The sequence below is a fragment of the Enterococcus sp. AZ103 genome, assembly GCF_051714685.1.
In the GTDB taxonomy this organism is placed as follows: domain Bacteria; phylum Bacillota; class Bacilli; order Lactobacillales; family Enterococcaceae; genus Enterococcus_A; species Enterococcus_A alishanensis.
In genome coordinates this window covers 276,423-300,449 of the sequence record NZ_JBIOSI010000001.1, presented here as the reverse complement: position 1 = coordinate 300,449, position 24,027 = coordinate 276,423, and the positions used below count along the sequence as shown (strand labels likewise).

25 protein-coding genes are annotated in these 24,027 nt (G+C 37.2%); 21 read left to right on the top strand and 4 right to left on the bottom strand.

Annotated elements, in window-relative coordinates:
• Positions 1 to 19: 19 nt before the first annotated feature.
• From ID741_RS01465 to ID741_RS01365, 21 genes are all read left to right on the top strand, one after another.
• The gene (locus tag ID741_RS01465; protein WP_438720433.1) at positions 20 to 451 is read left to right on the top strand and encodes a Fur family transcriptional regulator; all 432 of its coding nucleotides are present in this window, start codon (positions 20 to 22) and stop codon (positions 449 to 451) included.
• Between the two features lie 129 nt (positions 452 to 580).
• Positions 581 to 757 (top strand): 30S ribosomal protein S21, encoded by a 177-nt coding sequence (gene rpsU / locus ID741_RS01460; RefSeq protein ID WP_002356740.1) that lies wholly within the window; start codon positions 581 to 583, stop codon positions 755 to 757.
• A gap of 21 nt (positions 758 to 778) precedes the next feature.
• Positions 779 to 1,222: a GatB/YqeY domain-containing protein gene (locus ID741_RS01455; protein WP_438718842.1), complete on the top strand. Its 444-nt coding sequence runs from the start codon at positions 779 to 781 to the stop codon at positions 1,220 to 1,222.
• A gap of 202 nt (positions 1,223 to 1,424) precedes the next feature.
• Positions 1,425 to 2,345 carry a PhoH family protein gene (locus ID741_RS01450; protein ID WP_218324808.1) on the top strand — a complete coding sequence of 307 codons (921 nt, stop codon included), beginning with the start codon at positions 1,425 to 1,427 and terminating at the stop codon, positions 2,343 to 2,345.
• 14 nt (positions 2,346 to 2,359) lie between these two features.
• Complete coding sequence (locus ID741_RS01445) at positions 2,360 to 4,555, top strand: HD family phosphohydrolase (protein WP_218324248.1); 2,196 nt, start codon at positions 2,360 to 2,362, stop codon at positions 4,553 to 4,555.
• On the top strand, positions 4,555 to 5,034 hold the full coding sequence (gene ybeY, locus ID741_RS01440; protein ID WP_218324249.1) for an rRNA maturation RNase YbeY: 480 nt from the start codon (positions 4,555 to 4,557) through the stop codon (positions 5,032 to 5,034). Before ID741_RS01445 ends, ybeY begins: the two co-directional genes overlap by 1 nt.
• Positions 5,018 to 5,413, top strand: a complete 396-nt coding sequence (locus tag ID741_RS01435) for a diacylglycerol kinase family protein (RefSeq protein ID WP_218324809.1) — start codon at positions 5,018 to 5,020, stop codon at positions 5,411 to 5,413. Before ybeY ends, ID741_RS01435 begins: the two co-directional genes overlap by 17 nt.
• A 14-nt stretch (positions 5,414 to 5,427) precedes the next feature.
• Complete coding sequence (era, locus tag ID741_RS01430) at positions 5,428 to 6,327, top strand: GTPase Era (RefSeq protein ID WP_218324250.1); 900 nt, start codon at positions 5,428 to 5,430, stop codon at positions 6,325 to 6,327.
• A gap of 43 nt (positions 6,328 to 6,370) precedes the next feature.
• Positions 6,371 to 7,156 (top strand): DNA repair protein RecO, encoded by a 786-nt coding sequence (recO, locus tag ID741_RS01425; RefSeq protein WP_438718841.1) that lies wholly within the window; start codon positions 6,371 to 6,373, stop codon positions 7,154 to 7,156.
• A 117-nt stretch (positions 7,157 to 7,273) separates the two neighbouring features.
• The gene (hisG, locus tag ID741_RS01420; protein ID WP_218324252.1) at positions 7,274 to 8,836 is read left to right on the top strand and encodes an ATP phosphoribosyltransferase; all 1,563 of its coding nucleotides are present in this window, start codon (positions 7,274 to 7,276) and stop codon (positions 8,834 to 8,836) included.
• Positions 8,833 to 10,110 carry a histidinol dehydrogenase gene (gene hisD, locus ID741_RS01415; protein ID WP_438718840.1) on the top strand — a complete coding sequence of 426 codons (1,278 nt, stop codon included), beginning with the start codon at positions 8,833 to 8,835 and terminating at the stop codon, positions 10,108 to 10,110. Before hisG ends, hisD begins: the two co-directional genes overlap by 4 nt.
• Complete coding sequence (gene hisC / locus ID741_RS01410) at positions 10,111 to 11,166, top strand: histidinol-phosphate transaminase (protein ID WP_438718838.1); 1,056 nt, start codon at positions 10,111 to 10,113, stop codon at positions 11,164 to 11,166. It begins immediately after the preceding gene.
• Positions 11,166 to 11,759 (top strand): imidazoleglycerol-phosphate dehydratase HisB, encoded by a 594-nt coding sequence (hisB, locus tag ID741_RS01405; protein WP_218324255.1) that lies wholly within the window; start codon positions 11,166 to 11,168, stop codon positions 11,757 to 11,759. Before hisC ends, hisB begins: the two co-directional genes overlap by 1 nt.
• Positions 11,760 to 11,771: 12 nt before the next feature.
• Positions 11,772 to 12,395, top strand: a complete 624-nt coding sequence (gene hisH, locus ID741_RS01400) for an imidazole glycerol phosphate synthase subunit HisH (protein ID WP_438718837.1) — start codon at positions 11,772 to 11,774, stop codon at positions 12,393 to 12,395.
• Complete coding sequence (gene hisA, locus ID741_RS01395; RefSeq protein WP_438718836.1) at positions 12,392 to 13,114, top strand: 1-(5-phosphoribosyl)-5-[(5-phosphoribosylamino)methylideneamino]imidazole-4-carboxamide isomerase; 723 nt, start codon at positions 12,392 to 12,394, stop codon at positions 13,112 to 13,114. Before hisH ends, hisA begins: the two co-directional genes overlap by 4 nt.
• A complete protein-coding gene (hisF, locus tag ID741_RS01390) occupies positions 13,111 to 13,869 on the top strand; it encodes an imidazole glycerol phosphate synthase subunit HisF (RefSeq protein WP_438718835.1) in 759 nt (252 codons plus the stop codon). Before hisA ends, hisF begins: the two co-directional genes overlap by 4 nt.
• A gap of 12 nt (positions 13,870 to 13,881) precedes the next feature.
• Complete coding sequence (hisIE, locus tag ID741_RS01385; protein ID WP_438718834.1) at positions 13,882 to 14,514, top strand: bifunctional phosphoribosyl-AMP cyclohydrolase/phosphoribosyl-ATP diphosphatase HisIE; 633 nt, start codon at positions 13,882 to 13,884, stop codon at positions 14,512 to 14,514.
• A 17-nt stretch (positions 14,515 to 14,531) separates the two neighbouring features.
• Positions 14,532 to 15,356, top strand: coding sequence for a histidinol-phosphatase HisJ family protein (locus tag ID741_RS01380; protein WP_438718833.1), 825 nt, complete (start codon positions 14,532 to 14,534; stop codon positions 15,354 to 15,356).
• A gap of 257 nt (positions 15,357 to 15,613) precedes the next feature.
• A complete protein-coding gene (glyQ, locus tag ID741_RS01375; RefSeq protein WP_218324261.1) occupies positions 15,614 to 16,504 on the top strand; it encodes a glycine--tRNA ligase subunit alpha in 891 nt (296 codons plus the stop codon).
• 1 nt (position 16,505) lies between these two features.
• A complete protein-coding gene (glyS, locus tag ID741_RS01370; RefSeq protein WP_438718832.1) occupies positions 16,506 to 18,581 on the top strand; it encodes a glycine--tRNA ligase subunit beta in 2,076 nt (691 codons plus the stop codon).
• Positions 18,582 to 18,730: 149 nt separating this feature from the next.
• Positions 18,731 to 19,159, top strand: a complete 429-nt coding sequence (locus ID741_RS01365; protein WP_218324263.1) for a helix-turn-helix domain-containing protein — start codon at positions 18,731 to 18,733, stop codon at positions 19,157 to 19,159.
• A gap of 42 nt (positions 19,160 to 19,201) precedes the next feature.
• On the opposite strand, the gene ID741_RS01360 is transcribed toward ID741_RS01365, so the two are convergent.
• From ID741_RS01360 to ID741_RS01345, 4 genes are all read right to left on the bottom strand, one after another.
• Positions 19,202 to 20,143 (bottom strand): AEC family transporter, encoded by a 942-nt coding sequence (locus ID741_RS01360; RefSeq protein ID WP_438720432.1) that lies wholly within the window; start codon positions 20,141 to 20,143, stop codon positions 19,202 to 19,204.
• Positions 20,144 to 20,216: 73 nt separating this feature from the next.
• On the bottom strand, positions 20,217 to 22,142 hold the full coding sequence (locus ID741_RS01355; protein WP_438718831.1) for a fructose-1,6-bisphosphatase: 1,926 nt from the start codon (positions 22,140 to 22,142) through the stop codon (positions 20,217 to 20,219).
• A gap of 76 nt (positions 22,143 to 22,218) precedes the next feature.
• Entirely contained in the window at positions 22,219 to 23,034 is an 816-nt protein-coding gene (locus ID741_RS01350) for a pyruvate, water dikinase regulatory protein (protein WP_218324266.1), read from the bottom strand.
• 11 nt (positions 23,035 to 23,045) lie between these two features.
• Entirely contained in the window at positions 23,046 to 23,675 is a 630-nt protein-coding gene (locus tag ID741_RS01345; RefSeq protein ID WP_218324267.1) for a helix-turn-helix transcriptional regulator, read from the bottom strand.
• Between the last annotated feature and the right edge of the window lie 352 nt (positions 23,676 to 24,027).

The window sequence follows — 24,027 nt, the reverse complement described above, 5'->3', positions numbered from 1 at the left end:
ATTACACTTTGATGGAGGGATACCTGTGGCAACACTTTTAGAAAAAGCATTGGTGACAGTAAAAGATAATGGCTTTAAATATACAAAAAAAAGAGAGACTTTAATTGATTTTTTAATTAAAAATAATCGTTATGTGGCGGCTAAAGAACTTTATGATTATATGAATGATTTATTTCCAGGTTTAAGTTATGATACAGTCTATCGTAATTTAAGGGAGTTTTGTGAGATCGGAATTATTGAAGATACCGAACTTCATGGAGAAATGAAATTCCGTTTTAGCTGTAATGAAGATTTTGGCCATCATCATCATTTTATTTGTACCGTTTGTGGGAAAACAGAAGAAATTCATATGTGTCCGATGGATTTCTTTAAAGAACAATTAAATGGCTGTGAGATTGAAGGGCACCGTTTTGAATTATATGGACGCTGTCCAGATTGTCAACGAAAATAAAAAAACGCAAGACAACTTGACTGTTATTTGACCTTTAGCTATAATATCAGATGGACAGTCTAGTTTTTGGAATTTTAATTTCAAATACAAAAACGGTTACTTTTAAAGCTCGGAGGGAGGGAATTAAATATGTCAAAAACAGTGGTTCGTAAAAATGAATCCCTTGACGATGCTCTTCGTCGCTTCAAACGTTCCGTATCAAAAGCTGGGACTTTGCAGGAATCTCGTAAACGTGAGTTTTATGAAAAACCAAGCGTGAAACGTAAGAAAAAATCAGAAGCAGCTAGAAAACGTAAAAAATTCTAGTTAGCAAATGGAGTGATTCAGATGTCACTACTTACGACTTTGAACGATGACATGAAAACAGCGATGCGAGCAAAAGATAAAGAGTCTTTGCAAGTGATTCGAATGTTGAAAGCGTCAGTTCAAAATGAGCAAATCAAACTAGGTCGTGATTTAAATGAAGACGAAGAATTAACGGTTTTATCTCGTGAGATGAAACAACGTCGTGATTCTTTAGCTGAATTTGAAAAAGCTGACCGTCAAGATTTAGTTGACAAGGTAAAAAAAGAAATGGTGATTGTCGAAAAGTATTCACCAGCACAACTTTCTAACGAAGAAATTACAGAAATTGTGAAGGCGGCAATTGCAAAAACAGGCGCAACATCAGCTAGAGAATTTGGTAAGGTGATGGGTGTGGTGATGCCGCAAGTCAAAGGCAAAGCTGATGGTAATGCAGTGAACGCCATCGTCAAAGAACTGTTACAATAAGATTAGTAAGCCATCGTTTAGTCGGTGGCTTTTTTGTTACTTTACATAGCAGCGCAAGATAAGAAATTAGCCCTGAAAATTTTGCTTTTAAGGGTGATGTGGTATGATAAGATGAACAAAAAAACGAGGAGATGAAGGATTTTTGGTAAACAACGATTTTGAGTCGTTAGAGATAAAATTAGATGCTAAAGACGATGTGAGTATGCTGTTAGGCGCTCACGATAAACATATTAAATTTTTAGAAGAAAATACTGGAACGACGATTAACACTCGCGGAGAAACGATCCAGGTCATCGGAGAGTCAGAAGAAGCCAAGTTAGTTGTGGAAATTATTCGGGCGTTGCAAGTCTTGATTGATCGTGGCATTAAGATTACGACACCTGATATTATGTCCGCCTTACGATTGGCAAGAGAACAACATCTGGATGAATTTATTCAAATGTATGAACAAGAAATTTTAAAGGATCGCAATGGTCAACCAATCCGACCAAAAAATATTGGTCAGAGTCGTTACATTGCAGCCGTCAACAAGTCTGATGTTGTTTTTGGCGTCGGACCAGCCGGAACAGGAAAAACTTATTTAGCGATCGTTATGGCGATTGCGGCTTTGAAAAAAGGTGAAGTCCAGAGAATTATTTTAACTCGTCCAGCGGTGGAAGCCGGGGAAAGCTTGGGATTTTTACCAGGTGATTTAAAGGAAAAAGTCGATCCATATTTACGACCAATGTACGATGCGTTACACCAAATTTTTGGTTTAGAACATACCAATCGTTTGATGGAACGCGGTGTGATTGAAATAGCACCGTTAGCTTACATGCGGGGGCGAACTTTAGATGATGCCTTTGTAATTTTAGACGAAGCACAAAATACAACGATTGCGCAAATGAAAATGTTTTTAACTAGACTAGGTTTTAATTCTAAAATGATTGTCAATGGTGATACTAGCCAAGTCGATCTACCTAAAGGTCAATTGAGTGGATTAATTCATGCAGAAAGAACATTAAAAGGCATAAAAAAAATTCGCTTTGTTAATTTTGAGTCTAGCGACGTTGTTCGGCACCCTGTAGTTGCTGAAATTATTGAAGCTTACGAAAAAGAAAGCTTGAAACGTACCAACGAATAGATTGGAGGAAATCTATGTTTAACCAGCCAATCAATCAATTACGCAAAAAGCTAGGAAAATACTTCATTCCATTGATTTTATTCGTCTTTGGTTTGATTTTATTTTTGACGCTCTTTAGTAGTGTGAAGCAAAAGGGCGTAAACTACCAAGAGGGTCAAGTAGCGACTGAAAGTGTTCGAGCAAATAAAACGATTGAGAACACGACTGAGACAAAACAGCGTAGAAAATTAGCGGCTGAGGCAGTTACGCCTGAATATACCTACCAAGCAGATACAGCGGATACTCAGCACGATAGAATCAGTCAGCTGATCGATTTGATTGTTAAAACAAATAATGAAATTGATAAAAGCTATCAAGATAAGGTTGCTGATGCAGATAGCGGTGAAGTCATTTCTCAGCCCACTGTGGATGAACGTGTTGCCGCCGTTAAAAAAAGCTTCGAAACTCTAGATCAAGATACTGTAAATTTTTATCAACAGCTGCCTAATGATTTTTATAGTGATGCGGTGCAATTGTCATCAAGTCAATTAGAAGCAGTGAAAACGGAGAGTTTGGCTTTAATCGATGAACAAATGGAAAAAAGGATTCGTGAAACGGATTTAAGTGATGATAAACAATTGGCGTTGGATAAGATTGATATGACCAACCACACAGAAGTCCAAGTCCAAGTCATTCGTTATTTGATTGAAGATGGCATCGTCATCAATGATGTATTAAATGAAACAAGAACAGCAGAATTAAAAAGACAGGCGCGACAATCAGTTCAACCGGTCATGATTTATCAAGGGGAAGTAGTTGTCCGCGAGGGCAGTCAGATTGATGCAACTGCTTTAAATAAATTGGATTTACTAGGAATGACCAATTCAACTGGTTCAATCTTTCCGTTAGTAGCGATGATTTGTGCTGTATTATTACAATTATTGTTGTTGTATTTTTATTCTCATCAAATCGAAGGGAATTTTCAACGAGTTCGCTTTATCTTGTTTTATGCAGCTAGTTTGAGTGTCGGTATTTTGCTGATGAAATTCCTACAGATTTTCCAAAGTAGTAATACCAGTACGCTGTCTTTATTTTTCCCAGCAGCGTTTGTGCCATTGATTCTTACAGTCTTTGTAAATCGACGAGCAGGAGCCTTGGCAGCAGTCTTTCAAACTATCTTTGCCTTGTTTGTTTTTTACAGCGCGATTGGAACCAATAATTTAACGATTATATTAATGAGTTATCTATTTGCTGGAACATTGGCGATTATGGTGAAACAAAAACGCATTGCCGATCAAGCAAAACAAGCATTGCTTTGGGTTGTGCTATTTCCGGTTTTATGGACAATTGTGTTGAATATTTATCAAGGCTTGTCGGCTTTTGACAGTCGAACATGGACCACATTAATTAGTTCATTTGCCGGCTCAATGTTTTCGATTCTTTTGGGCATGGGATTACAGCCGTATATTGAATTATTAGTGACAGATAGCAGTGTCATTACCTTGAATGAGTTAAGTAATCCGAACAATCCTTTATTAAAAAGATTGTTAGAAGAGGCACCGGGAACTTATCATCATTCAATGATGGTCGCGAATCTAAGTGCCAACGCCGTTGCTGAAATTGGCGGCCGCAGTTTGTTAACACGAGTGGCTTGTTATTACCATGATATTGGTAAGATACGTCATGCTAATTTCTTCGTGGAAAATCTGCCGCCAGGTGCAGAAAATCCCCATAATTTCTTATTACCAGAAGACAGTAAGCAAATTATATTTGGTCATGTAACTGAAGGTGCAGAAATTTTAGAAGAATATAAGATGCCACAAATGGTGATTGATATTTGCTGGCAACATCATGGTACAACGTTAATGAAATACTTTTATGTGAAAGCTAAAGAACGTAACCCAGAAATAACAGAAGCTGATTTTCGTTATCCGGGACCAAAACCGCAAACTCGCGAAGCTGGTGTCGTTAATATTGCCGATAGCTGTGAGGCTGCCGTTCGAGCGATGGACCAGCCTAGCTTTGATAAAATTAAAATTTTTGTTCATGACTTAATTGAAGAAAGAATCTCAGATGGCCAATTAGATGAATCGGGACTAACACTACAAGAAATTCGGATTGTTGAAAAGTCGCTAGTGTCTAGTTTGAGCTCAACCTTCCATTCTCGGATTAAATATCCTAAGATGAAGTCTGAAGCAGAGAAAATGAAAGAAGAACAAGGAGCAGAATAATGGAGATTACTTTTATTGATGAAACAGGCGAAGTGACACCTGAAAAAATCAAAGAAATCGACGAATTGTTGCAATTTGCTGCTGATTTTTTGAAATTGCCTAAAGATACCGAAATGTCAGTAACTTTTATGGATAATGCGGCGATTCAAGTGATCAATCGTGACTACCGTGGAAAAGATGCGCCGACTGATGTCATAAGCTTTGCCTTGGAAGAAGAAGGCGAAGGGGAAATTGCCGTCATCATGAATGATGAAGAGTTGGCAGAGATGCCGCGAGAATTAGGCGATATCATGATTTCCACAGAAAGAGCCCGTGAGCAAGCGGAAGAATATGGTCATAGTTTTGATCGTGAAATTGGTTTTTTGGCGCTCCATGGCTTCCTACACATTAATGGATATGACCACATGACACCTGAAGACGAAAAAGAAATGTTTGGTTTACAGAAAGAGATTTTGGATGCCTATGGACTCAAAAGATAAGAACGTAAAAAAAAATAAACACTTCATTAATTCACTGGAGTTTGCGCTAGTCGGTATTCGAACTGTGTTTGAAGAAGAACGTAATATGCGTAAACATGTCCTATTTGGTGTTTTGGTTTTTATTGCCAGCTTCTTGTTTCGTTTATCCCATCAAGAATGGCTTTGGATTATATTAGCGGTTTTCATTGTTTGGATTGTAGAAATCATCAATACTATTTTTGAAAATGTCGTCGATATGGTGACTGACTTTCATTTTCATCCCATTGGAAAGAAAATTAAGGATATGGCGGCAGGCGCTGTGTTAGTTACATCATTATTTGCCGCATTGATTGGTGCGATGATCTTTATTCCCAAAATTTGGGCACTATTATTTAGTTAAGAAAGGAACAATTTATGACAGAACATAAATCAGGCTTTGTAGCGATTGTTGGTCGTCCTAATGTGGGTAAATCAACTTTACTTAATCGTTTAATTGGTCAAAAAATTGCGATTATGAGTGACAAAGCGCAAACAACTAGAAATAAAATTCAAGGGGTCTATACAACAGACGATGCCCAAATTATTTTTATCGATACACCGGGGATTCATAAACCTAAATCACGTTTAGGTGATTATATGGTGGAAGCTGCTTATAGTGCGTTACGGGAAGTGGATGCCATCATGTTTATGATTAGCGCTGATCAAAAAAGAGGTCGCGGAGATGATTTCATCTTAGAAAGATTGTCCCATCAAAACGTGCCGGTTTATTTGATCATTAATAAGATCGATAAGGTTCATCCAGACCAGTTGTTGCATATTATTGACGACTATCGAACTCAAATGGATTTTAAAGAAGTCATTCCTATTTCTGCGACAGAAGGAAACAATGTCGATCGGATGTTGTCGGTATTAGTGGACCAAATGCCAGAAGGTCCGCAATATTTCCCTGATGATCAAATCACTGATCATCCAGAATATTTTATTGTCTCTGAATTGGTTCGCGAAAAAGTCTTAAAATTAACACGGGATGAAGTGCCTCATTCAGTAGCGGTGGTTACCGATACGATGAAACGGGCTGATACTGGTAAAATTCATATTCAAGCGACTATTATTGTGGAACGAGATAGTCAAAAAGGTATTATTATCGGAAAAGGCGGTAAAATGCTGAAAAATATCGGTACGCAGGCCCGTAAAGATATTGAGAATCTTTTAGGCGATAGAGTCTTTTTAGAACTTTGGGTTAAGGTACAAAAAGACTGGCGTGATAAGAAAACTTATTTACAAGATTATGGTTATCGCAACGATGACTATTAAAAGACAGAGAATTTCTGTCTTTTTTTGATGGGGAGGTGAAAGGATGGCCAATCTAGCAGAAACAAAGGGAATGATTTTATTTACCCGCGATTATAAAGAAAAAGATCAGCTAGTGAAAATATTTACTGAATCGGCCGGTAAGGTGATGTTTTATGCAAAAGGATTACATCGACCCAATAATCCTTTGAGAAGTGCGACTCAGCCTTTTACGGAAGCTATTTATATTGGCAGCTTGAAACAAGAAGGCTTGTCTTTTTTAAACAGTGCGAAAGAGGTACACCCGTTTCGTCAGTTACAAGCAGATATTTTTCTAAATGCTTATGGCACTTATATCTTAGGTTTGGTGGATGCGGCAATCGACGACCATGTCTATGATCCAGCTTTGTATCATTTCACTCATTCGGCTTTGAAATTATTAGATGAGGGTTATGATGGTGAAACCATCCTTAATATTTTTGAGGTTCAAATGATGGCTCGCTTTGGTGTTGGCTTGAATTGGCGGGCATGTGGTGTTTGCGGTAAGACGACAGGGATTTTTGATTTTTCTTCAAAATATCATGGCATCTTATGTCAGCAGCATTTTGATCATGATCTTCATCGTTATCATGCGGATCCTCGGGGTATTTATTTTTTACGGATGTTTGCCAATTTATCTTATGACAAAATTGGTGAAATCAAACTAAAAGCAGAAACAAAAAAAGAAATTCGCAGGATACTGGATCAATTATATGATGAGTATGTGGGATTGCATTTAAAGAGTAAAAAATTTATCGACCAAATGACTGAATGGGAAGATGTTTTAAAACGACCAGAGAAACCTGAAAATTAGGTTTCTTTTTTTTGGAAAAAATGCTTATTTTACTGAAAAAGATTGACCTTTTCTGTATAAATGATTAATATAGTTTAAACAAAAACTAATTATATTCTAATTTAAGGGGCGAAATAAATGGATCAATTGTGGGATATTTTACTTCCAAAAGAAAAAATTGAATTACAGCTTAGAAAGTTATACCGAGAGCATGGGTTTCGTCCATATCACTTAAATAATTTTGAAGAATATCAACTATATCAACGGAATCTGAATTTCCTAAGAAATACTGGTGTAATTACCTTTACCGGAAATGATGGGCGTACAATGGCTTTAAAACCGGATGTCACTTTATCCATCGTTAAAAATTTACCCAATAATCAACCGCAGCGAGTGTATTATGTGGAAGATGTTTATCGTCATGACTCGCAAGCAGGTGAATATCAAAAAATCAATCAAATCGGGATCGAACTAATCGATAAAATCCAACCAAAAGACGAAGTAGAAGTTTTGAAATTGGCTTGGCAAAGTCTATCTTTGGTTGGCGAAGGGACATTAGATGTTTCTCACATCGGTATTTTAGCGGGCATTTGTCAGAAATTTCCTGAGTCTGAGCATGAAAAAGTAGTCGTTGCCATGCGAATGAAGAGCTCCCACGCCATGACAGAACTGGCTGAAAAGAATGGATTGACAAAAGAAGAAAGTGAAAATCTTGGGAAACTCGTGCGAGTAGCTGGTCATTTTGAAAAGAAAATTTGTCGAGCCGAAGAATTGTTGGCAAACTTTCCTGAAAGCTTAGCTAGTTTAAAAGAATTAAAAAATTTATTTGACACTTTAAGTCAGATGGATGACTTATCATCGAATATTCGGATGCGATTGGATTTTTCAGTTGTGAATGATGCGGATTATTATAGTGGTTTATTATTTCAAGGGTTCATTAAAGAAGCAAAAGAAACGATCCTTTACGGGGGTCGCTATGATCGCTTATTAGAAAAGGAACATAAGAATCAAGGCGCTGTTGGTTATGGCATGAATCTAAATCACGTGGGAAAAACAGCTCATGAGACCACCGAACAAACTGAGTTTTTAAATATTGCTTTGCCAAAAGGTCGAATGGGAGATGCTATTTATCAATTGCTGACCCAAGCAGGAATTGCAGCAGAGAATATTTTTGAGGACAATCGTAAATTGATATTTGAAGACCAGTTGAATCAGTTGCGCTTCTTTTTAGTGAAACCTAGTGATGTCGCGATCTATGTAGAGCATGGTGCTGCTGACATTGGTGTGGTAGGCAAAGATATCTTATTAGAATCAGAAGCCGATGTGATTGAATTTTTAGATTTAAAAATGGGTGTTTGTAAATTAGCGGTGGCAGCACATAAAGATTATCAAGAAGATTTTTCACGACCATTGAGAGTGTCCACAAAATATCCTAAGATTACCCGGAAATATTTTGAAAGCATCGGACGTTCAGTAGAACTGATTCAATTACATGGATCAATCGAGTTAGCGCCATTGCTAAACTTATCAGATGTGATTGTCGATATTGTAGAGACAGGAACGACTTTGAAGGAAAATGATTTAGAAGTGACCGCTGATATTGCCCAATCATCTGCCCGATTAATTATCAATCAAGCTGCTTGGCGTTTTAAACAGGAACGAATTCAAAAAGTAATTGAAAATGTGAGGAAACAGCTATGAGAAAATTTGATACAAAAAAAGATGAATACAGTCGAATTTTACAAAGACAAGCAAGCGAAACCGCCGATGTTTCCCAAGTTGTGACGGATATTTTGGCAGATGTTGAAAAAAACGGGGATCAAGCCTTATTTCAATTAACCAAGAAAATTGATGGAATTGAATTAACTGCCCTAAAAGTCAGTGAAGCTGAGATGGTAGAAGCGTTAGAAAAAGTACCGGAGAAATTGTTGACCGTTTTAAAATTGGCCAAAGAAAAAATTACCTCATTCCATCAAAAACAAGTTCGTCAAGGATTTGTTGCGACTGACGAGCCAGGTGTCGTGATGGGGCAAAGAATCTTACCCTTAGAAAAAGTTGGCGTCTATGTTCCTGGTGGGACAGCTAGCTATCCAAGTACTGTTTTGATGGATACTATTCCGGCAAAAATCGCTGGTGTAGCTAAAATTGTGATGGTGACACCACCAAATCAAGCAGGAAAAGTTGAACCGGCTATTTTAGCAGCGGCAAAAATTGCTGGTGTTGATGAAGTTTATAAAGTTGGTGGTGCACAAGCAGTCGCAGCTTTGGCTTATGGAACGGAAACGATTCCGCAAGTCGATAAAATAGTCGGACCGGGAAATATTTATGTTGCGACAGCTAAAAAAATGGTTTATGGCAAGGTCGATATTGATATGATCGCTGGACCAAGTGATGTCTTAATCGTAGCGGATGAAAGTGGCAAAGCTAATTGGTTAGCCGCAGATATGATTGCGCAAGCTGAACACGATACGTTGGCTCAAGCCATTTTAGTGACGACCGATGCTGATTTAGCGGAGGCTGTTGAAGCTGAGGTCAGTAAACAATTGGCTGCTTTACCCCGCCAAAAAATTGCTGAAGCTTCATTGAATCAAAACGGTAAAATTATTTTAGTTAAGGATTTAAAAGAAGCCGTGGAAATTGCTAATTTAGTTGCACCAGAGCATTTAGAATTAGCTGTTAAAGAACCTTTTGCATTATTAAGCCAAGTGAAAAATGCCGGGAGTGTCTTTTTAGGTCACCATACACCAGAAGTATTAGGAGATTATCTTGCAGGACCGAATCATACTTTACCGACAGAAGGTACTGCTCGCTTTTATTCGCCATTGTCTGTGGATGATTTTGTGAAGAAAAGTAGCTATTTGTATTATGATGAAGCTGCTTTGAAAGAAGTTGGCGCAGCGGTGGCGTATTTTGCTGAAACAGAAGATTTAGTGGGGCATGCTAGATCGATGCAGCTACGATTGGAGGCGGACTAGATGTCATTTTTAAATCGAAAATATGCCGATTTAGTGCCGTACACACCGGGAGAACAAGTCGATGATACTGAATTTATCAAATTAAACACCAACGAAAGTCCTTTTGAGCCAGCGCCAGCAGTTAAACAAGCAGCGGTAGCAGCAGCAGTAAATTTGAATCGTTACTGTGATACCAGTTGTCAATCAGTCATCAAACCATTGGCTAAACATTTTCAAGTAAAAGAAAATCAGATTTTTTTAGGTAATGGTTCTGATGAAGTTTTAGCTTATCTTTTTCAAGCCTTTACTGAAGATGGTGTAGCATTTCCAGATATTACTTACGGTTTTTATCAAATATATGCCAACTATTATCAAACGCCCGCAACGATCATACCTCTTAATGAGGATTTTTCGATTGATTTAACAGCCTATGATGATTTAACTGGTACAGTGATTATTACGAATCCCAATGCACCGACGGGTATTTTTTTAGCCACAGATGAATTAGTAGCTTTTGCACAGCGCAATCCAGAACGCTTATTGATTGTTGATGAAGCTTATGTTGATTTTGGGGCAGAATCAATGACTCAATTTGTCGATCAATTGCCGAATTTGTTGGTGATTGGTACGTTTTCTAAATCTCGTCAAATGGCTGGTGCAAGACTTGGTTATGCGGTGGGTAATTCGGAATTGATTGCAGATTTAAATAAATTAAAGTTTTCTACCAATCCCTATAATATCAATTCTATGACTCAAGCAGTGGCGGCGGCTGTCTTAAGTGAACCGGCTTATGTGGCAGAAAAAATTCAAACAATTATTGATAATCGTACAGAAACAAAAGCAGCTTTGGAAAAATTGGGCTTTGAAGTAACTGATAGCTATGGCAATTTCTTATTTGCTAAACATCCAAATATTTCGGGCGAAGTTTTATTAAACCAATTAAAAGCCCGCAAAATATTTGTCCGTTGGTTTAATCAGCCAAGAACCAAAGATTATTTGAGAATTTCGATTGGAACAACCGAACAAATGGCAGCGTTAATAACAGCTTGTAAAGACATTTTAAAGGAAGTGGCCTGATGAGAACAGCAACAGTCAAACGAGATACGACCGAAACAAAAATTCAATTAAGCTTAAATCTAGATGGCAGCGGAAAACAATCGATTGAGACTGGAGTCGGTTTTTTAAATCATATGTTGGAATTGTTTGTCCGCCATGGTCGCTTTGATTTGGAATTGATTTGTAATGGCGATACTGAAGTAGATGCGCATCACACGACTGAAGATGTGGGAATTGCGATTGCTCGGGCTTTTTCAGATGCTTTAGGCGAACGACGTGGGATTAAACGCTACGGCAGTATGTTACTACCGATGGATGAAGCTTTAGTAATGACGGCAATCGATATTAGTGGTCGTGGTATGGCGGTAGTCGAACTAGAAATTCCTAGTGAAAAAATTGGTTCTCAGTTTGATACCGAATTGGTGGAAGAATTCTTTATTGCTTTTGCTAGAGAATTAGGCGCGAGTGTGCATCTTCATCAAATTGCTGGAAAAAATAGCCATCATATTGTAGAGGCGTGTTTTAAAGGTTTTGGTCGCGCGTTAGGCGAAGCAGTCGCTATCAATCAGGCAGCACCAGATGAAATTCCTTCAACTAAAGGAACAATCGTATAAAGGAGGCACTAAATGTTAGCAATTGTTGATTATGGCGTAGGTAATTTATTTAGTTTGTCTCGTTCGTTAGAATTTTTAGGAATTGAAAATAAAATCACACGAGATGTGGCTGAGTTCGCAAAAGCAGACCGGATGATTTTGCCAGGCGTAGGTGCTTTTGGCGATGCAAAAAATAAATTGGATGAATTAAATTTAGTTCAACCGATCTTAGATTTTGCTGCCAGTGGCAAACCCTTATTAGGAATTTGTCTTGGCATGCAATTATTATTTGAAACCAGCGAAGAATTTGGTGAGCATCAAGGATTGGGGTTGATTCCCGGTAAAATTGTTTCTATGCGAGAAGCTTTTAACAAAGAGAAAATTGATTTGAAGGTGCCGCATATTGGTTGGAATCAACTAGATATTCAAAAAGAATCTGCATTGTTAAAAGACTTTCAACCAGGTCAACATGTCTATTATGTCCACAGCTTTCATGCAGCAGATTGCCAAGCTTCTTTAGTCGCTTCTAGCGAATATGGGATCGAGATTCCTGGAATGGTTCAAAAGGATAATGTTTACGGCACACAATTTCATCCTGAAAAAAGTGGTGATGTCGGTCTAAATATTTTAAAAGCTTTTGCGGAGGTGTCAGCATGAAAATTTTCCCAGCGATTGATTTATTAGATAAAAAAGTGGTCCGTTTATATCAAGGGGATTACCAGCAACAGGAAATTTTCGGCGATGATCCGGTAGCTTTTGCCAAAGGGTTTGAAGCAAAGGGCGCAGAGTATTTACATTTAGTGGATTTAGATGGTGCCAAGGCCGGAAATCTCCATTACTTTGACATTGCTCAACAAATTGCTGAACAAACCAATTTATTTGTTGAAGTTGGCGGCGGTATTCGGGATGAAGAAACCATTAAAAATTGTCTAGCAGCCGGCGTGGATCGCGTGATTTTAGGTACGATTGCTCAGAAACAACCTGATTTTGCCAAAGCAATGGTGGAAAAGTATCAAGAAAAAATTGCAATCGGTGTTGATGCCAAAGACGGCCAAGTTGCAGTCGAAGGTTGGCTGGAAAAAACGGATGCAGAAGCTTTTGCTTTTTGTGAAGAAGTCGTCAGTTGGGGAACGAAAACAATTATCTTTACGGAAATTTCCCGCGATGGTACCGGAGAAGGCTTGAACATTCCTTTATATCAAAAACTAAATCAATTAAATTGTGAAATTGTGGCATCTGGTGGTGTAGCAAGCTTAGCTGATATTACCGCGCTAAAAGAGATCGGTGTCAGCAGCTGTATCGTCGGTAAAGCATTATATAGTGGCACTTTGGATTTAGTCGATGTGTTAAACGCTGCAAAGGAGGACGTAAAATGATTGCTAAAAGAATTATTCCTTGCTTAGATGTGCGGGACGGTCGAGTAGTCAAAGGCGTCAATTTTGCTGGCTTAAAAGATGTGAATGATCCAGTTACTTTGGCAAAGTTTTACAATCAACAAGGCGCAGATGAGTTGGTTTTTTATGATATTACGGCGTCATTTGAAGAACGGGAATTATTTACCGATATTTTACAGGGCGTTGCCTCGGAAGTTTTTATTCCGTTGACTGTTGGCGGTGGGATTAATACGTTAGCTGATTTTGAACGGGTATTAAATTCCGGTGCAGATAAAGTTTCGGTTAATTCTGGCGCGATTAAACGACCGGAATTAATACAAGAAGGCGCTCAGCGTTATGGTAGCCAATGTGTCGTTTTGTCGATTGATATTAAGAGAGTTGGCGACAGCTGGCATGTCTTTGCAAAAGGTGGTCGTGAAGACACTGGAATGGATGCGTTGGAATGGATTAAAAAGGGAGAAGCTTTAGGCGCCGGTGAACTAGTAGTCAATAGTATTGACACTGATGGTGCGAAGAGTGGTTTTGATTTGCCATTACTAAAAGCGATTAGTGAAATTTCTAGTCTACCAATTGTAGCTTCTGGTGGTGCTGGCAATGCTGAAGATTTTGTGGAATTGTTTCAGTTAGACAAGATTGAAGCCGGCTTGGCAGCTTCGATTTTCCATTTTGGTGAAGTAAAGATTCCTGATTTGAAGGAACAATTAGCTGAAAAACAAATTCCCGTACGAATTATTTAAGGAGAGACAAATATGGCAGAGTTAAAATTTAATCACCACGGTTTGATTCCCGTGATTGTACAGGATTATTATACCCATGAAGTGTTGACTTTGGCTTATATGAATCAAAAAAGCTATCAGTTAACGCTAAAAGACAAGTTGATGACTTATTACTCTCGTTCCAGAAAAGAACTATGGCGTAAAGGAGAAACTAGCGGTAACTATCAACATTTGGTTTCTTTGACTTTAGACTGTGATCAAGATGCTTTAGTGGCACAGGTAAAAAAAGATGGTCCGGCTTGTCATACTGGTGCAGAAAGTTGCTTCAATGAAAGTTTATATGGAGAAAAATCCGGTGACCAATTAGCTGATTTATTTGCTTTATTAAAAGATCGCAAAGAAAATCCTAAAGAAGGTAGTTACACAACTTATTTATTTGATAAAGGAATTGAAAAAATTCTCAAAAAAATCGGTGAAGAGTCAACTGAAGTGGTGATTGGTGCCATGAAAGCTGATACTGAAGAAACTATTTATGAAAGTGCCGATTTAATTTATCATCTACTTGTTTTGTTGGCGGAAACTGGGATAGAATTAAACCAAGTCAAAGATGAACTGGCGAATCGTCATGTTGTTGACAAAAAAAACAAACAAGAAACCATGAAATAAAAAAAGGATGGTGCCGGATGTTTATTTCGAATGCCCATACTCACAGTACTTGGTGTGATGGAAAAAATACCCTCACTGAAATGACCCAAGCAGCGATTGACTTAGGTTTTACTGATTTAGGTTTTACTTCTCACTCGAATGCTCCCTTTGATCCAAGTTGTCTAGGAGTTGAAGATGAGTTCGGTTATCAAAAAGCCATCGCTGAAGTCCAGGATAAATTTGCGGGTCAGATTCGATTAAGCACAGGGATTGAACAAGATTATTATAGTCCAGCGATTTTGCAAAATTATGATTATACGATCGGTTCAGTTCATTATTTTCCACCGCAAGATGGTATTTTTCGTAGTGTTGATGAATCACCAGAAAGCTTGGCTGAAACTTTGCAAACTTTTTATCAGGGTGATGCTTACAAAATGATTCAAGATTTTTATAACAATGTAGTAAAACACATTAGCAAAAATCAAAATAAAATTGTGGGACATTTTGATTTAATCACTAAATTCAACGAAAAGAATCCATGGTTTGATGCAACTTCTGAGCAGTATCAAAAAATTGCCAGTACTGCTTTAAATCAAGTGATTGATGTGATTCAAACCTATGATGGCTTGGTAGAGATTAATACTGGTGCGATTTCTCGTAACTGGCGTAGTGGGCCTTATCCGCAAGATTTTCTAATGAAAATTTTGCTAGATCGCAAAGTGCCAATTATCATTACGAGTGATTCTCATGCGACTGATACGTTAACTTGTTTCTTTCCAGAAACAAAGCAGATTTTAGCTGATATCGGCTTTAAAGAAAGCTATCAATTAAAAGACGGTATTTTCCAACCGATTGCGTTTTAGCGATTGACAAAAAATAGCCAAACCGCTATGATAAATACAATTAAATCGTGCGTTGAGCAAAAAAAGAATAGAGTTTAATCTTTTAAGCGAGTCTGGAAAAGTGGAAGCCAGATAAGAAAACTTTTTGTCGCAGGCATTTGTGAGCACAACTTTAAAAGCTGCCAAGATTTTTCTTGGAAGTAGGGTGGAACCGCGTTGATACGTCCCTATGTCGTCGAGACATAGGGACTTTTTGTTGTTTTAGAAGGAGGAAAAACATGAGTAAATTAACAGTACAAGAAATGATTTTAACCTTGCAAAAATTTTGGTCAGACAATGGCTGTCTATTGATGCAAGCTTACGACACTGAAAAAGGTGCGGGAACCATGAGTCCCTATACTTTTTTACGAGCAATTGGACCAGAACCTTGGAATGCCGCCTACGTAGAACCATCTCGTCGTCCAGCAGATGGACGTTACGGTGAAAATCCCAATCGTTTATACCAACATCATCAATTTCAAGTGGTGATGAAGCCTTCACCAAAAAATATTCAAGAACTTTATTTGGATAGCCTGCGTTTACTTGGGATTGATCCTTTAGAGCATGATATTCGTTTTGTTGAAGACAACTGGGAAAATCCTTCAATGGGTTGTGCCGGTGTTGGTTGGGAAGTTTGGTTAGATGGTATGGAAATTACCCAATTTACTTATTTCCAACAAGTTGGTGGACTACCTTGTCATCCAGTAACTTCAGAAATTACTTACGGTATTGAACGCTTGGCTTCATATATCCAAGAAGTTGAAAGTGTTTATGATTTGATTTGGTCAAATGATGTGAAATACGGTGAAATCTTCAAACAACCTGAATATGAACATTCAAAATATTCTTTTGAAGAAAGCAATCAAGAAATGTTGTTGGAAAACTTTGATAAATTTGAAAAAGAAGCAAAACGTTGTATCGATGAAGATTTGGTTCATCCAGCTTATGATTATATTTTAAAATGTAGCCACACTTTTAACTTATTAGATGCACGTGGCGCTGTTTCTGTAACTGAACGAGCTGGTTACTTGGCGCGTATCAGAAATATGGCGAAGTCAGTCGCTAAAATCTTCGTTGCAGAACGAGAAAAACTAGGATTCCCATTATTAAATCATCAGGAGGTCAAATAAAATGGCGAAAAACTTACTATTAGAAATTGGATTAGAAGAAATGCCGGCCCACGTTGTTTGGCCTGCTATTAAGCAATTTCAAACCAAAGTGGCAAAATTTTTAGAAGAGCACAGTCTAACTTATGACACGATTGAAACTTTTTCGACACCTCGTCGTTTGGCTGTCAGAGTCACGAACATTCCTGACCGGCAAGAAGATGTACAAGAAGAAGTGAAAGGTCCCGCTAAAAAAATTGCACAAGATGCCGATGGTAATTGGAGTAAAGCAGCAGAAGGTTTTGTCCGCGGACAAGGTCTGACGACTGATGCGATTACTTTTAGAGAAATCAAAGGGGTAGAATATGTTTACGTGACCAAATATATTCACGGTAAAGAAAGTAAAGAAGTCTTGGCTGATTTGGTCGAAGTTATTAAAAGTTTGACTTTCCCAACGATGATGCATTGGGGAACTACTGAATTTGAATATATTCGTCCTATTCACTGGATTGTCGCTTTATTAAATGATGAAGTGATTGAGATGGAGTTACTTGATGTAACATCTGGACGCACCACTGAAGGCCATCGTTTCTTAGGTGACAGCGTGGAATTGGCTAATGCTAATGAATATGAAGAAAAATTAGCAGAACAATTTGTAATTGCTGACGGACAAAAACGCCAAGCAGTGATTGTGGCACAAATCGAAGAATTAGCTGCAGAAAATAAATGGACATTGGATTTAGATGCTGGTTTATTAGAAGAAGTCACCAATTTGGTGGAGTATCCAACGGCTTTTGTGGGAGATTTTGAAGAACGTTTCTTATCAATTCCCGAAGAAGTGCTGGTAACTTCTATGAAGGAACACCAACGCTATTTTGAAGTTCGTAATGAAGCCGGTCAACTATTACCACATTTTATTTCAGTTCGTAACGGTAACAATGTGAAATTAGACAATGTCATAAAAGGTAATCAAAAAGTCTTAACTGCTCGTTTAGAAGATGGTGAGTTTTTCTATCAAGAAGATAAGAAATTAACAATTGATCAATTGGTGGAAAAATTAAAAAATGTGACCTTCCACGAAAAAATCGGTAGTATTTATGAAAAAATGCAACGGGTGACTGTAATTGCACAAATTATTGGCAAACAAGTTGGCTTATCTGAAACAGAATTAACTGACTTAAAACGGGCATCTGGAATCTACAAATTTGATTTAGTGACGAATATGGTAGGTGAATTTCCCGAATTGCAAGGTATCATGGGAGAAAAATATGCTTTGTTACAAGGTGAAAATCCTGCTGTGGCACAAGCTATTCGAGAACATTATTTACCAATTTCTGCTGAGGGGGCTTTACCAGAATCAAATATTGGTGCAGTTTTAGCGATTGCTGATAAGTTAGATTCAGTTTTAAGCTTCTTTGCAGTAGGGATGATTCCAAGCGGTTCGAACGATCCTTACGCATTACGTCGTCAAACTTACGGAATTGTTCGTATCATTGAAGATAAAAGTTGGGCCTTTCCATTTGGTCGACTACAAGGCGCTGTGGTGGATGCGATTAATGCAGATGAAGGTTTATTCGGTATTCATTTTAACAAAGATCAAAAAGAATTGATCGACTTCTTTAAAGGTCGTTTACGTCAGCGTCTTCAATTGGAAAATATTCGTCATGATGTCATCGATGCCGTAGTAGACTCAAATCAAGATGATTTCACTCGAATTTTTGATATTGCCCAAATTTTTAGTCAACACACAAAAGATGAATTCTTTAAAGAAGCGATGGAAGCTTTGACCCGTGTCATTAATTTAACGAAGAAAACTAATCAGCCTTTAACAGGAAAAATTGATCCAAGTCTCTTTGAAAATGATAGTGAACGTGAGTTGTACGCAGCGATCAAAGAAGTGGAAGATGAATTTGGCAACCAAAATATGGCTGAGAATTATCAGACCTTGATTGGTTTACGACCAGTAATCGAACGTTATTTCAATGACACTATGGTAATGGTAGAAGATGAAAAAGTCCGCAATAATCGTTTGTTACAATTAAGCAAAATCGCTGATATGGCAAAAGCACTAGCTAGTATCGAAAAAATCATTACTAAATAAAATTGACTGTCAAACTGCTTTGACAATCCCTTGTTTAGTTGAAAAAGATTCTTATTAAGCTGTCAAAAAACTTTGACAAAGCTTGATGTACAAGACTTTTGGCTGAATAGTTTGAAAATCTTGATTAAAGTATATGTAAGGAGCAAGACATGGAACTTCATGAAAAACTAAAGCAGCATCGAAAAAATATTGGCTTGACCCAAGAAGCAATTGCTGAAAAATTAAAGGTTTCCCGTCAAACTATTTCTAACTGGGAAACCGGAAAGAGTCTGCCAGATATTTATAGCCTTGTTACTTTAAGCGAAGTTTATGACTTGTCCTTAGATGAATTAATCAAGGGGGACGTTCAAGTGATGAACAGTATTAAAACAGAAAAACGTAGCAATAAGGCGCAGATGAAATTTTTATTATTTGGTATTTTAGGGGTCATCTTAATTATTGGAAACTATTTAATCGGTAGTAATTACAATAGCCATTTAGCTGATTTTGTTAATGGCATGGGTTATGGTATGACTGCCGCTGCAATAGTTTCAATGGCGGTGATTCGCATCATTGCAAAAAAAGCCAAAAATAAATAAACGAAAGGTCCGGCAAATTAAGTTTTGCCGGACCTTTATCTTTTATAAAAGTAATTTCAATAATAGTGGAATATAAGCAAGATAAAGTAACACTGAATAACCCAGTGCCGAAGCAGCATATTCTTGATCGCCACCATAAGAACGAGTCAGGATCGGTACCGAATTTTGTACTGGCATCGCCGATTGTACGATAAAAACTTGTAGCATTAAAGTAGATACTTCAATAAACTGACCCAGTCCCCAAACAATCAAAGGAGAAAGAATAAAGCGACCGATCAAGACGCCGATAATATCTTTATTAATGGTTAAATTCTTAATACCAACATTATAAACGATGATGCCAATGATAAACATCGATAAAGGCGTAGTTAAATTCCCTAAATAAGTCAAGAAAATTTCAGCTGAAGCAGGTATTTGCCAGCTTAATAATACCCAAACCAAACCGATCCCAAAGCCTAATAGCGCAGGAGAAAAAATCTTTTTTAATACCGGCAGCAAATGAAAATTGACTTTAGCCTGCTGGATGTTGGGATTATCGCGGGCGATACAATAAATGCCAATCGTCCAAAAGATGGTTGTATTCACAATATAATAAATTAAAACATTCGGTACCGCTTTTTCTCCAAAGATCGCTAAGTTAATCGGCAAGCCAATAAAAATTGTGTTGGAACAAGTAAACATTGTAGCAAAAGATCCTTGTCGACTAGGAGTAATTTTAAAAAGCTTGATGTAAATCCAACTGATGAAAAAGGTGATCAGCATCGAGATCAAAGGAATAATTGCGCCATGGATCAAAGCTAAAAATTGATCGTGGGTAAAATTACGGGTAATCGTCAAAAACATATTGGTAGGCAACGCAATCGTTAAAACCAATTTTGAAAAAACATCACCAATTTGATTAGAGAACCATTGTTTGTAGGTTAAGAAATAACCTAAGAACATTAAAGCAAAAATCATTAAAATATTTATATATGCAGACAACATGTTATACACCTCAAAAATACTATACACAAAAAAACCTGCTTCATAAAGTCGAAGCAGGAATTTTTTTGCTTGTTTAGTTCATTTGATAATGTAAAAAGCCCTTTAAGGTTTCAATTTGCTCCTCAATACTTTCACCAATCGTGGTGTCACGGATCATGGTGCGGGAAATATCATGATCGATTACCCGTTTCAATGAAGTATCATCAGTTTGTGTTTCAATTAAGTCTTCAATTGAATAAAAAGGATCATGGGTCACAATTTGAAAACCATAAGAGTTATTTAATAAGGAATAGCCAGCAATCCCAGTTGTTTTTTGATAGGCTTTTGATAAACCGCCATCAATCACAAACAACATGCCTTCACCTTTAATGGGAGATTCGCCGCCTTTAACTTTAACTGGCGTATGCCCATTGATAATTCTTGAATGAGGTGAATACAAACCAAATTCCTGTAAAATCATTTCACAAGTTTTCTTTGTATCGCGGAATTTATAGTAGCTATTTTTAATTTCCACATGAGTCTTCTTGTCAGCAATAAAGTAGCGCTCAAAAGTCGTCATGGCACTCTTACCAAATTGCGGAGAAATATTTCCTGTCCAACAATACCAAGACCAATCAGCATGAGGATTATCTGATGTCTGCAAGTCACAGCCTTGCCGCAATTGATCTTCAAAAAAGCGTAGTAAATCTTTTCCCCGATAATTGATCCCATTGACTTTAAGTGGCAGGAAATCACCTTTATCAGTCAATGGTAAACACCCATGGAATAATAAATGTTGGTTATAAACTAAATACATCGAGCCCTTTTCCAATAAAAGATTCATGTGCTCTTGCATCTTAGTAGATTGCTGGAAAGAAGCCATTAACATATCCACCACATATTCTTCTTGCTCCGTAAGGGCGTACAAATCCTTTTGTAGCGTCTGAAAACAGCTACCTTGTAGCGGATAGGTTTTATTTTTCAAAGTAATTGTGTCTTGATCAAAATTAATTTGGTCAAATAATAAACGATCCGTCATATCAAATTCTGGATGACGTTTAATCAACTGACCTTCTAATTTAAATTGTAAGATAGCTAAAGCTTGGTGCACTTTTTCCAGTGTGTCCAGGCTTTCAATCGAATAATTTGCATTGCTACATTTTTCTTTCGGTGTAAAAACAGGATTTTTTTGATAATGTTCTTCAGCATACATAAATAATGGACGTAAATTCAGGGCATAAGCTTTTTCGATTTCATACAAATAATTATAACGAGCAGCAATCCGTAATAAAGTCATCAAACAAGCGCGAGAGCCAGCATAAGCCCCCATCCATAAAATATCATGGTTACCCCATTGCACATCAATCGAAGGATGCTGGCAAAGTTTGTCCATAATTTTATCAGCTTCCGGTCCACGATCATAAATATCGCCAACCACATGTAAATGATCCACCACTAAGCGTTGAATACTTTGACATAAAGCTGAAATAAAAGCGTCACCTTGTTCCAATTCTAAAAGATGTGACAGAATTTCGTCATAGTAAGCTGCTTTGTCAACATAGGCAGTATTTGTATACATTAACTCTTCAATAATATAAGCAAATTGTTTTGGTAAAGCTTTTCGCACCTTTGAACGGGTGTATTTAGTAGAAGAAAAAGTTAAAAGTTCTAGCAATTGGCGAATTTTCGTGCGATACCAAGAAATATCTTTATGGGAGAAAAGCGAGTCACTAGCTAAAGATTCAACAGGATAGGCAACTAAAATAGTCAATTGATCTTTTTCCCGTTCAGTTAAGCGATCTTGAAATAAATCACTGATCTTTTCTTTAATATTACCAGCACCAGTCCGTAAGATATGGTCAAAAGCGCCAAATTCTCCATGGATGTCACTAATATAAAGTTCCGTTCCTTTAGGTAAATTCATAATGGCTTCTAAATTAATTAATTCAGTCACAACATCTTCTTTTGAATGGAACTCTTTTTCTAACATCTGATAATACTTTTCACGAGTGGATAGCATTTCCTTCCTCCTAAATAAAGATTATTTCCGTCATATTCGTCAGTCTAGTCATCAAGTTCTTCTACTATATAGTAAATTATTCCATGTAATTATCCATGTGTTCATTAATTAAAGTCGCTGCTTCTTCGATTGATTTAGTGGTTACGTCCAATACATAAGCACCTAATTCGTCATAAATTGAAAATGCATAGTCAACTTCTTCTTTGATCCGGCCTAAATCTGCATAACGAGAATTTTCAGCCAATCCTAAAGAATGTAAACGACTCGTTCGTATTTTTTGTTGTACTTCAGGATCAATGATTAAGCCAATAATTTTTTCTTTCGGTACTTGGCGAATTTGTTCAGGAATTGGAACTTCCGGAATCAGTGGTAAGTTGGCTACTTTTAAGCGATGATTTGCCAAATACATACTTAGAGGTGTTTTAGAGGTACGGGAGATCCCTAATAAAACGATGTCAGCATCTAAGAATCCTTTGGCATCTTTTCCATCGTCATATTTCACAGCAAATTCAATCGCTGCTACGCGATCAAAGTATTCTTGATTTAATTTATGAACAACGCCAGCTTCTTGTAAAGGTGAGACGCCGGTTTTTTGATGAATAATTTCCATAAAAGGTGTCATGAAGTCAATATGTTGTAGGCCGGTTTTTTTAGCGAATGCAGTCACAATGTTGGTTAAATTATCGCTAACTAAAGTCGTCACGACGATAGCGCCATCTTTTAAGGCATCTCGTAAAATTCCCTGTAACTCTTCTTCGTCTTTTGTAAAAGGAAAACGATACGTCGTGTCAAAATCGACAGAAGGAAATTGGGCGATGACGGCATTTACTAGTTTTAAAGATGTTTCTCCTACTGAATCTGAAATCATATACAATGGTACGCTCTTTTTCATGGTTTACTCTCCTATCGGTTGGTTTCAGTTTGTCGTGCTTGTTGCATGATATAGTTAAAAATTCGTGATTTCGTAATTTTTCCGACAATTTGTTTCGAATCTGTTTCATCTACTACTGGTAAAGAATCGACTTGATAGTCTAATAAAACAGCACCAGCTTCCAAAATAGTGAAATCCTTGGTGCAAGTTCTGACGTGTGGCGCCCGAGTCATAACAACTGCCACGGGTGTGCTTTGTAAATTGCTATTTAATGCCGCCCGTAATAAATCCTTGCGGGAAAGTAAACCCACTAATTTTTTATTTTCGTCGGTCACATAAATTGAGCCGACATCATACATAAACATATTGGTGATGGCATCGTGAATCGAAGTATCTTGTGGTGTTAATAAAGGAGACAACATAATCTCACCAACTTTTACTGAAAAAATCTTATCAAATAAAAACTGTTCAATTCCGACTCCCGTATACGTGTAGCCAACTTTTGGGCTAGCTTCTAAAATTCCTGCCATAGTAAGAAAAGAAAGGTCTGTCCGTAGAGTTGCATGAGAAATACCTAAATGCTCAGCAATTTTCTCACCACTTAAAGGCTGTTCCTTTTTTACGATAGCAATAATTTTCTCTTGCCGTTCTGATAAATTCATAAAGGTCCTCCATTAAATCATTTTATACAATACATATTATACACTGGATACGCATATAAACAACATAAATAAAATATATAAACGCATAATAAGGAGAGAATCCAAAAAAACCTTTATTTGGGGGGAAATGAGATCTCAGAAAAAGTAAATATCGTAGGGAAATTTTTTCTGAAGATGTCATTTACTATCTGTATATTGGTGATTTTTAGCAAAAAAAATCTTTATTTCTTTTTTTATGACGAATAATTGCATCTGCAGAATACGTTTTATTTGTTATTTAATGTTGTTTTATAATTTTTTTCAGCTTACCGTTACTTTTCGAAAAATCCGACATTAAAGCTTATATGACAGT

Bases quoted from the DNA above. Each gene is read 5' to 3' on its own strand.
- rpsU (WP_002356740.1), top strand. From the start codon at position 581: ATGTCAAAAACAGTGGTTCGTAAAAATGAATCCCTTGACGATGCTCTT.
- ID741_RS01455 (WP_438718842.1), top strand. From the start codon at position 779: ATGTCACTACTTACGACTTTGAACGATGACATGAAAACAGCGATGCGA.
- ID741_RS01450 (WP_218324808.1), top strand. From the start codon at position 1,425: ATGCTGTTAGGCGCTCACGATAAACATATTAAATTTTTAGAAGAAAAT.
- ID741_RS01445 (WP_218324248.1), top strand. From the start codon at position 2,360: ATGTTTAACCAGCCAATCAATCAATTACGCAAAAAGCTAGGAAAATAC.
- ybeY (WP_218324249.1), top strand. From the start codon at position 4,555: ATGGAGATTACTTTTATTGATGAAACAGGCGAAGTGACACCTGAAAAA.
- ID741_RS01435 (WP_218324809.1), top strand. From the start codon at position 5,018: ATGGACTCAAAAGATAAGAACGTAAAAAAAAATAAACACTTCATTAAT.
- era (WP_218324250.1), top strand. From the start codon at position 5,428: ATGACAGAACATAAATCAGGCTTTGTAGCGATTGTTGGTCGTCCTAAT.
- recO (WP_438718841.1), top strand. From the start codon at position 6,371: ATGGCCAATCTAGCAGAAACAAAGGGAATGATTTTATTTACCCGCGAT.
- hisG (WP_218324252.1), top strand. From the start codon at position 7,274: ATGGATCAATTGTGGGATATTTTACTTCCAAAAGAAAAAATTGAATTA.
- hisD (WP_438718840.1), top strand. From the start codon at position 8,833: ATGAGAAAATTTGATACAAAAAAAGATGAATACAGTCGAATTTTACAA.
- hisC (WP_438718838.1), top strand. From the start codon at position 10,111: ATGTCATTTTTAAATCGAAAATATGCCGATTTAGTGCCGTACACACCG.
- hisB (WP_218324255.1), top strand. From the start codon at position 11,166: ATGAGAACAGCAACAGTCAAACGAGATACGACCGAAACAAAAATTCAA.
- hisH (WP_438718837.1), top strand. From the start codon at position 11,772: ATGTTAGCAATTGTTGATTATGGCGTAGGTAATTTATTTAGTTTGTCT.
- hisA (WP_438718836.1), top strand. From the start codon at position 12,392: ATGAAAATTTTCCCAGCGATTGATTTATTAGATAAAAAAGTGGTCCGT.
- hisF (WP_438718835.1), top strand. From the start codon at position 13,111: ATGATTGCTAAAAGAATTATTCCTTGCTTAGATGTGCGGGACGGTCGA.
- hisIE (WP_438718834.1), top strand. From the start codon at position 13,882: ATGGCAGAGTTAAAATTTAATCACCACGGTTTGATTCCCGTGATTGTA.
- ID741_RS01380 (WP_438718833.1), top strand. From the start codon at position 14,532: ATGTTTATTTCGAATGCCCATACTCACAGTACTTGGTGTGATGGAAAA.
- glyQ (WP_218324261.1), top strand. From the start codon at position 15,614: ATGAGTAAATTAACAGTACAAGAAATGATTTTAACCTTGCAAAAATTT.
- glyS (WP_438718832.1), top strand. From the start codon at position 16,506: ATGGCGAAAAACTTACTATTAGAAATTGGATTAGAAGAAATGCCGGCC.
- ID741_RS01365 (WP_218324263.1), top strand. From the start codon at position 18,731: ATGGAACTTCATGAAAAACTAAAGCAGCATCGAAAAAATATTGGCTTG.
- ID741_RS01360 (WP_438720432.1), bottom strand. From the start codon at position 20,143: ATGTTGTCTGCATATATAAATATTTTAATGATTTTTGCTTTAATGTTC.
- ID741_RS01355 (WP_438718831.1), bottom strand. From the start codon at position 22,142: ATGCTATCCACTCGTGAAAAGTATTATCAGATGTTAGAAAAAGAGTTC.
- ID741_RS01350 (WP_218324266.1), bottom strand. From the start codon at position 23,034: ATGAAAAAGAGCGTACCATTGTATATGATTTCAGATTCAGTAGGAGAA.
- ID741_RS01345 (WP_218324267.1), bottom strand. From the start codon at position 23,675: ATGAATTTATCAGAACGGCAAGAGAAAATTATTGCTATCGTAAAAAAG.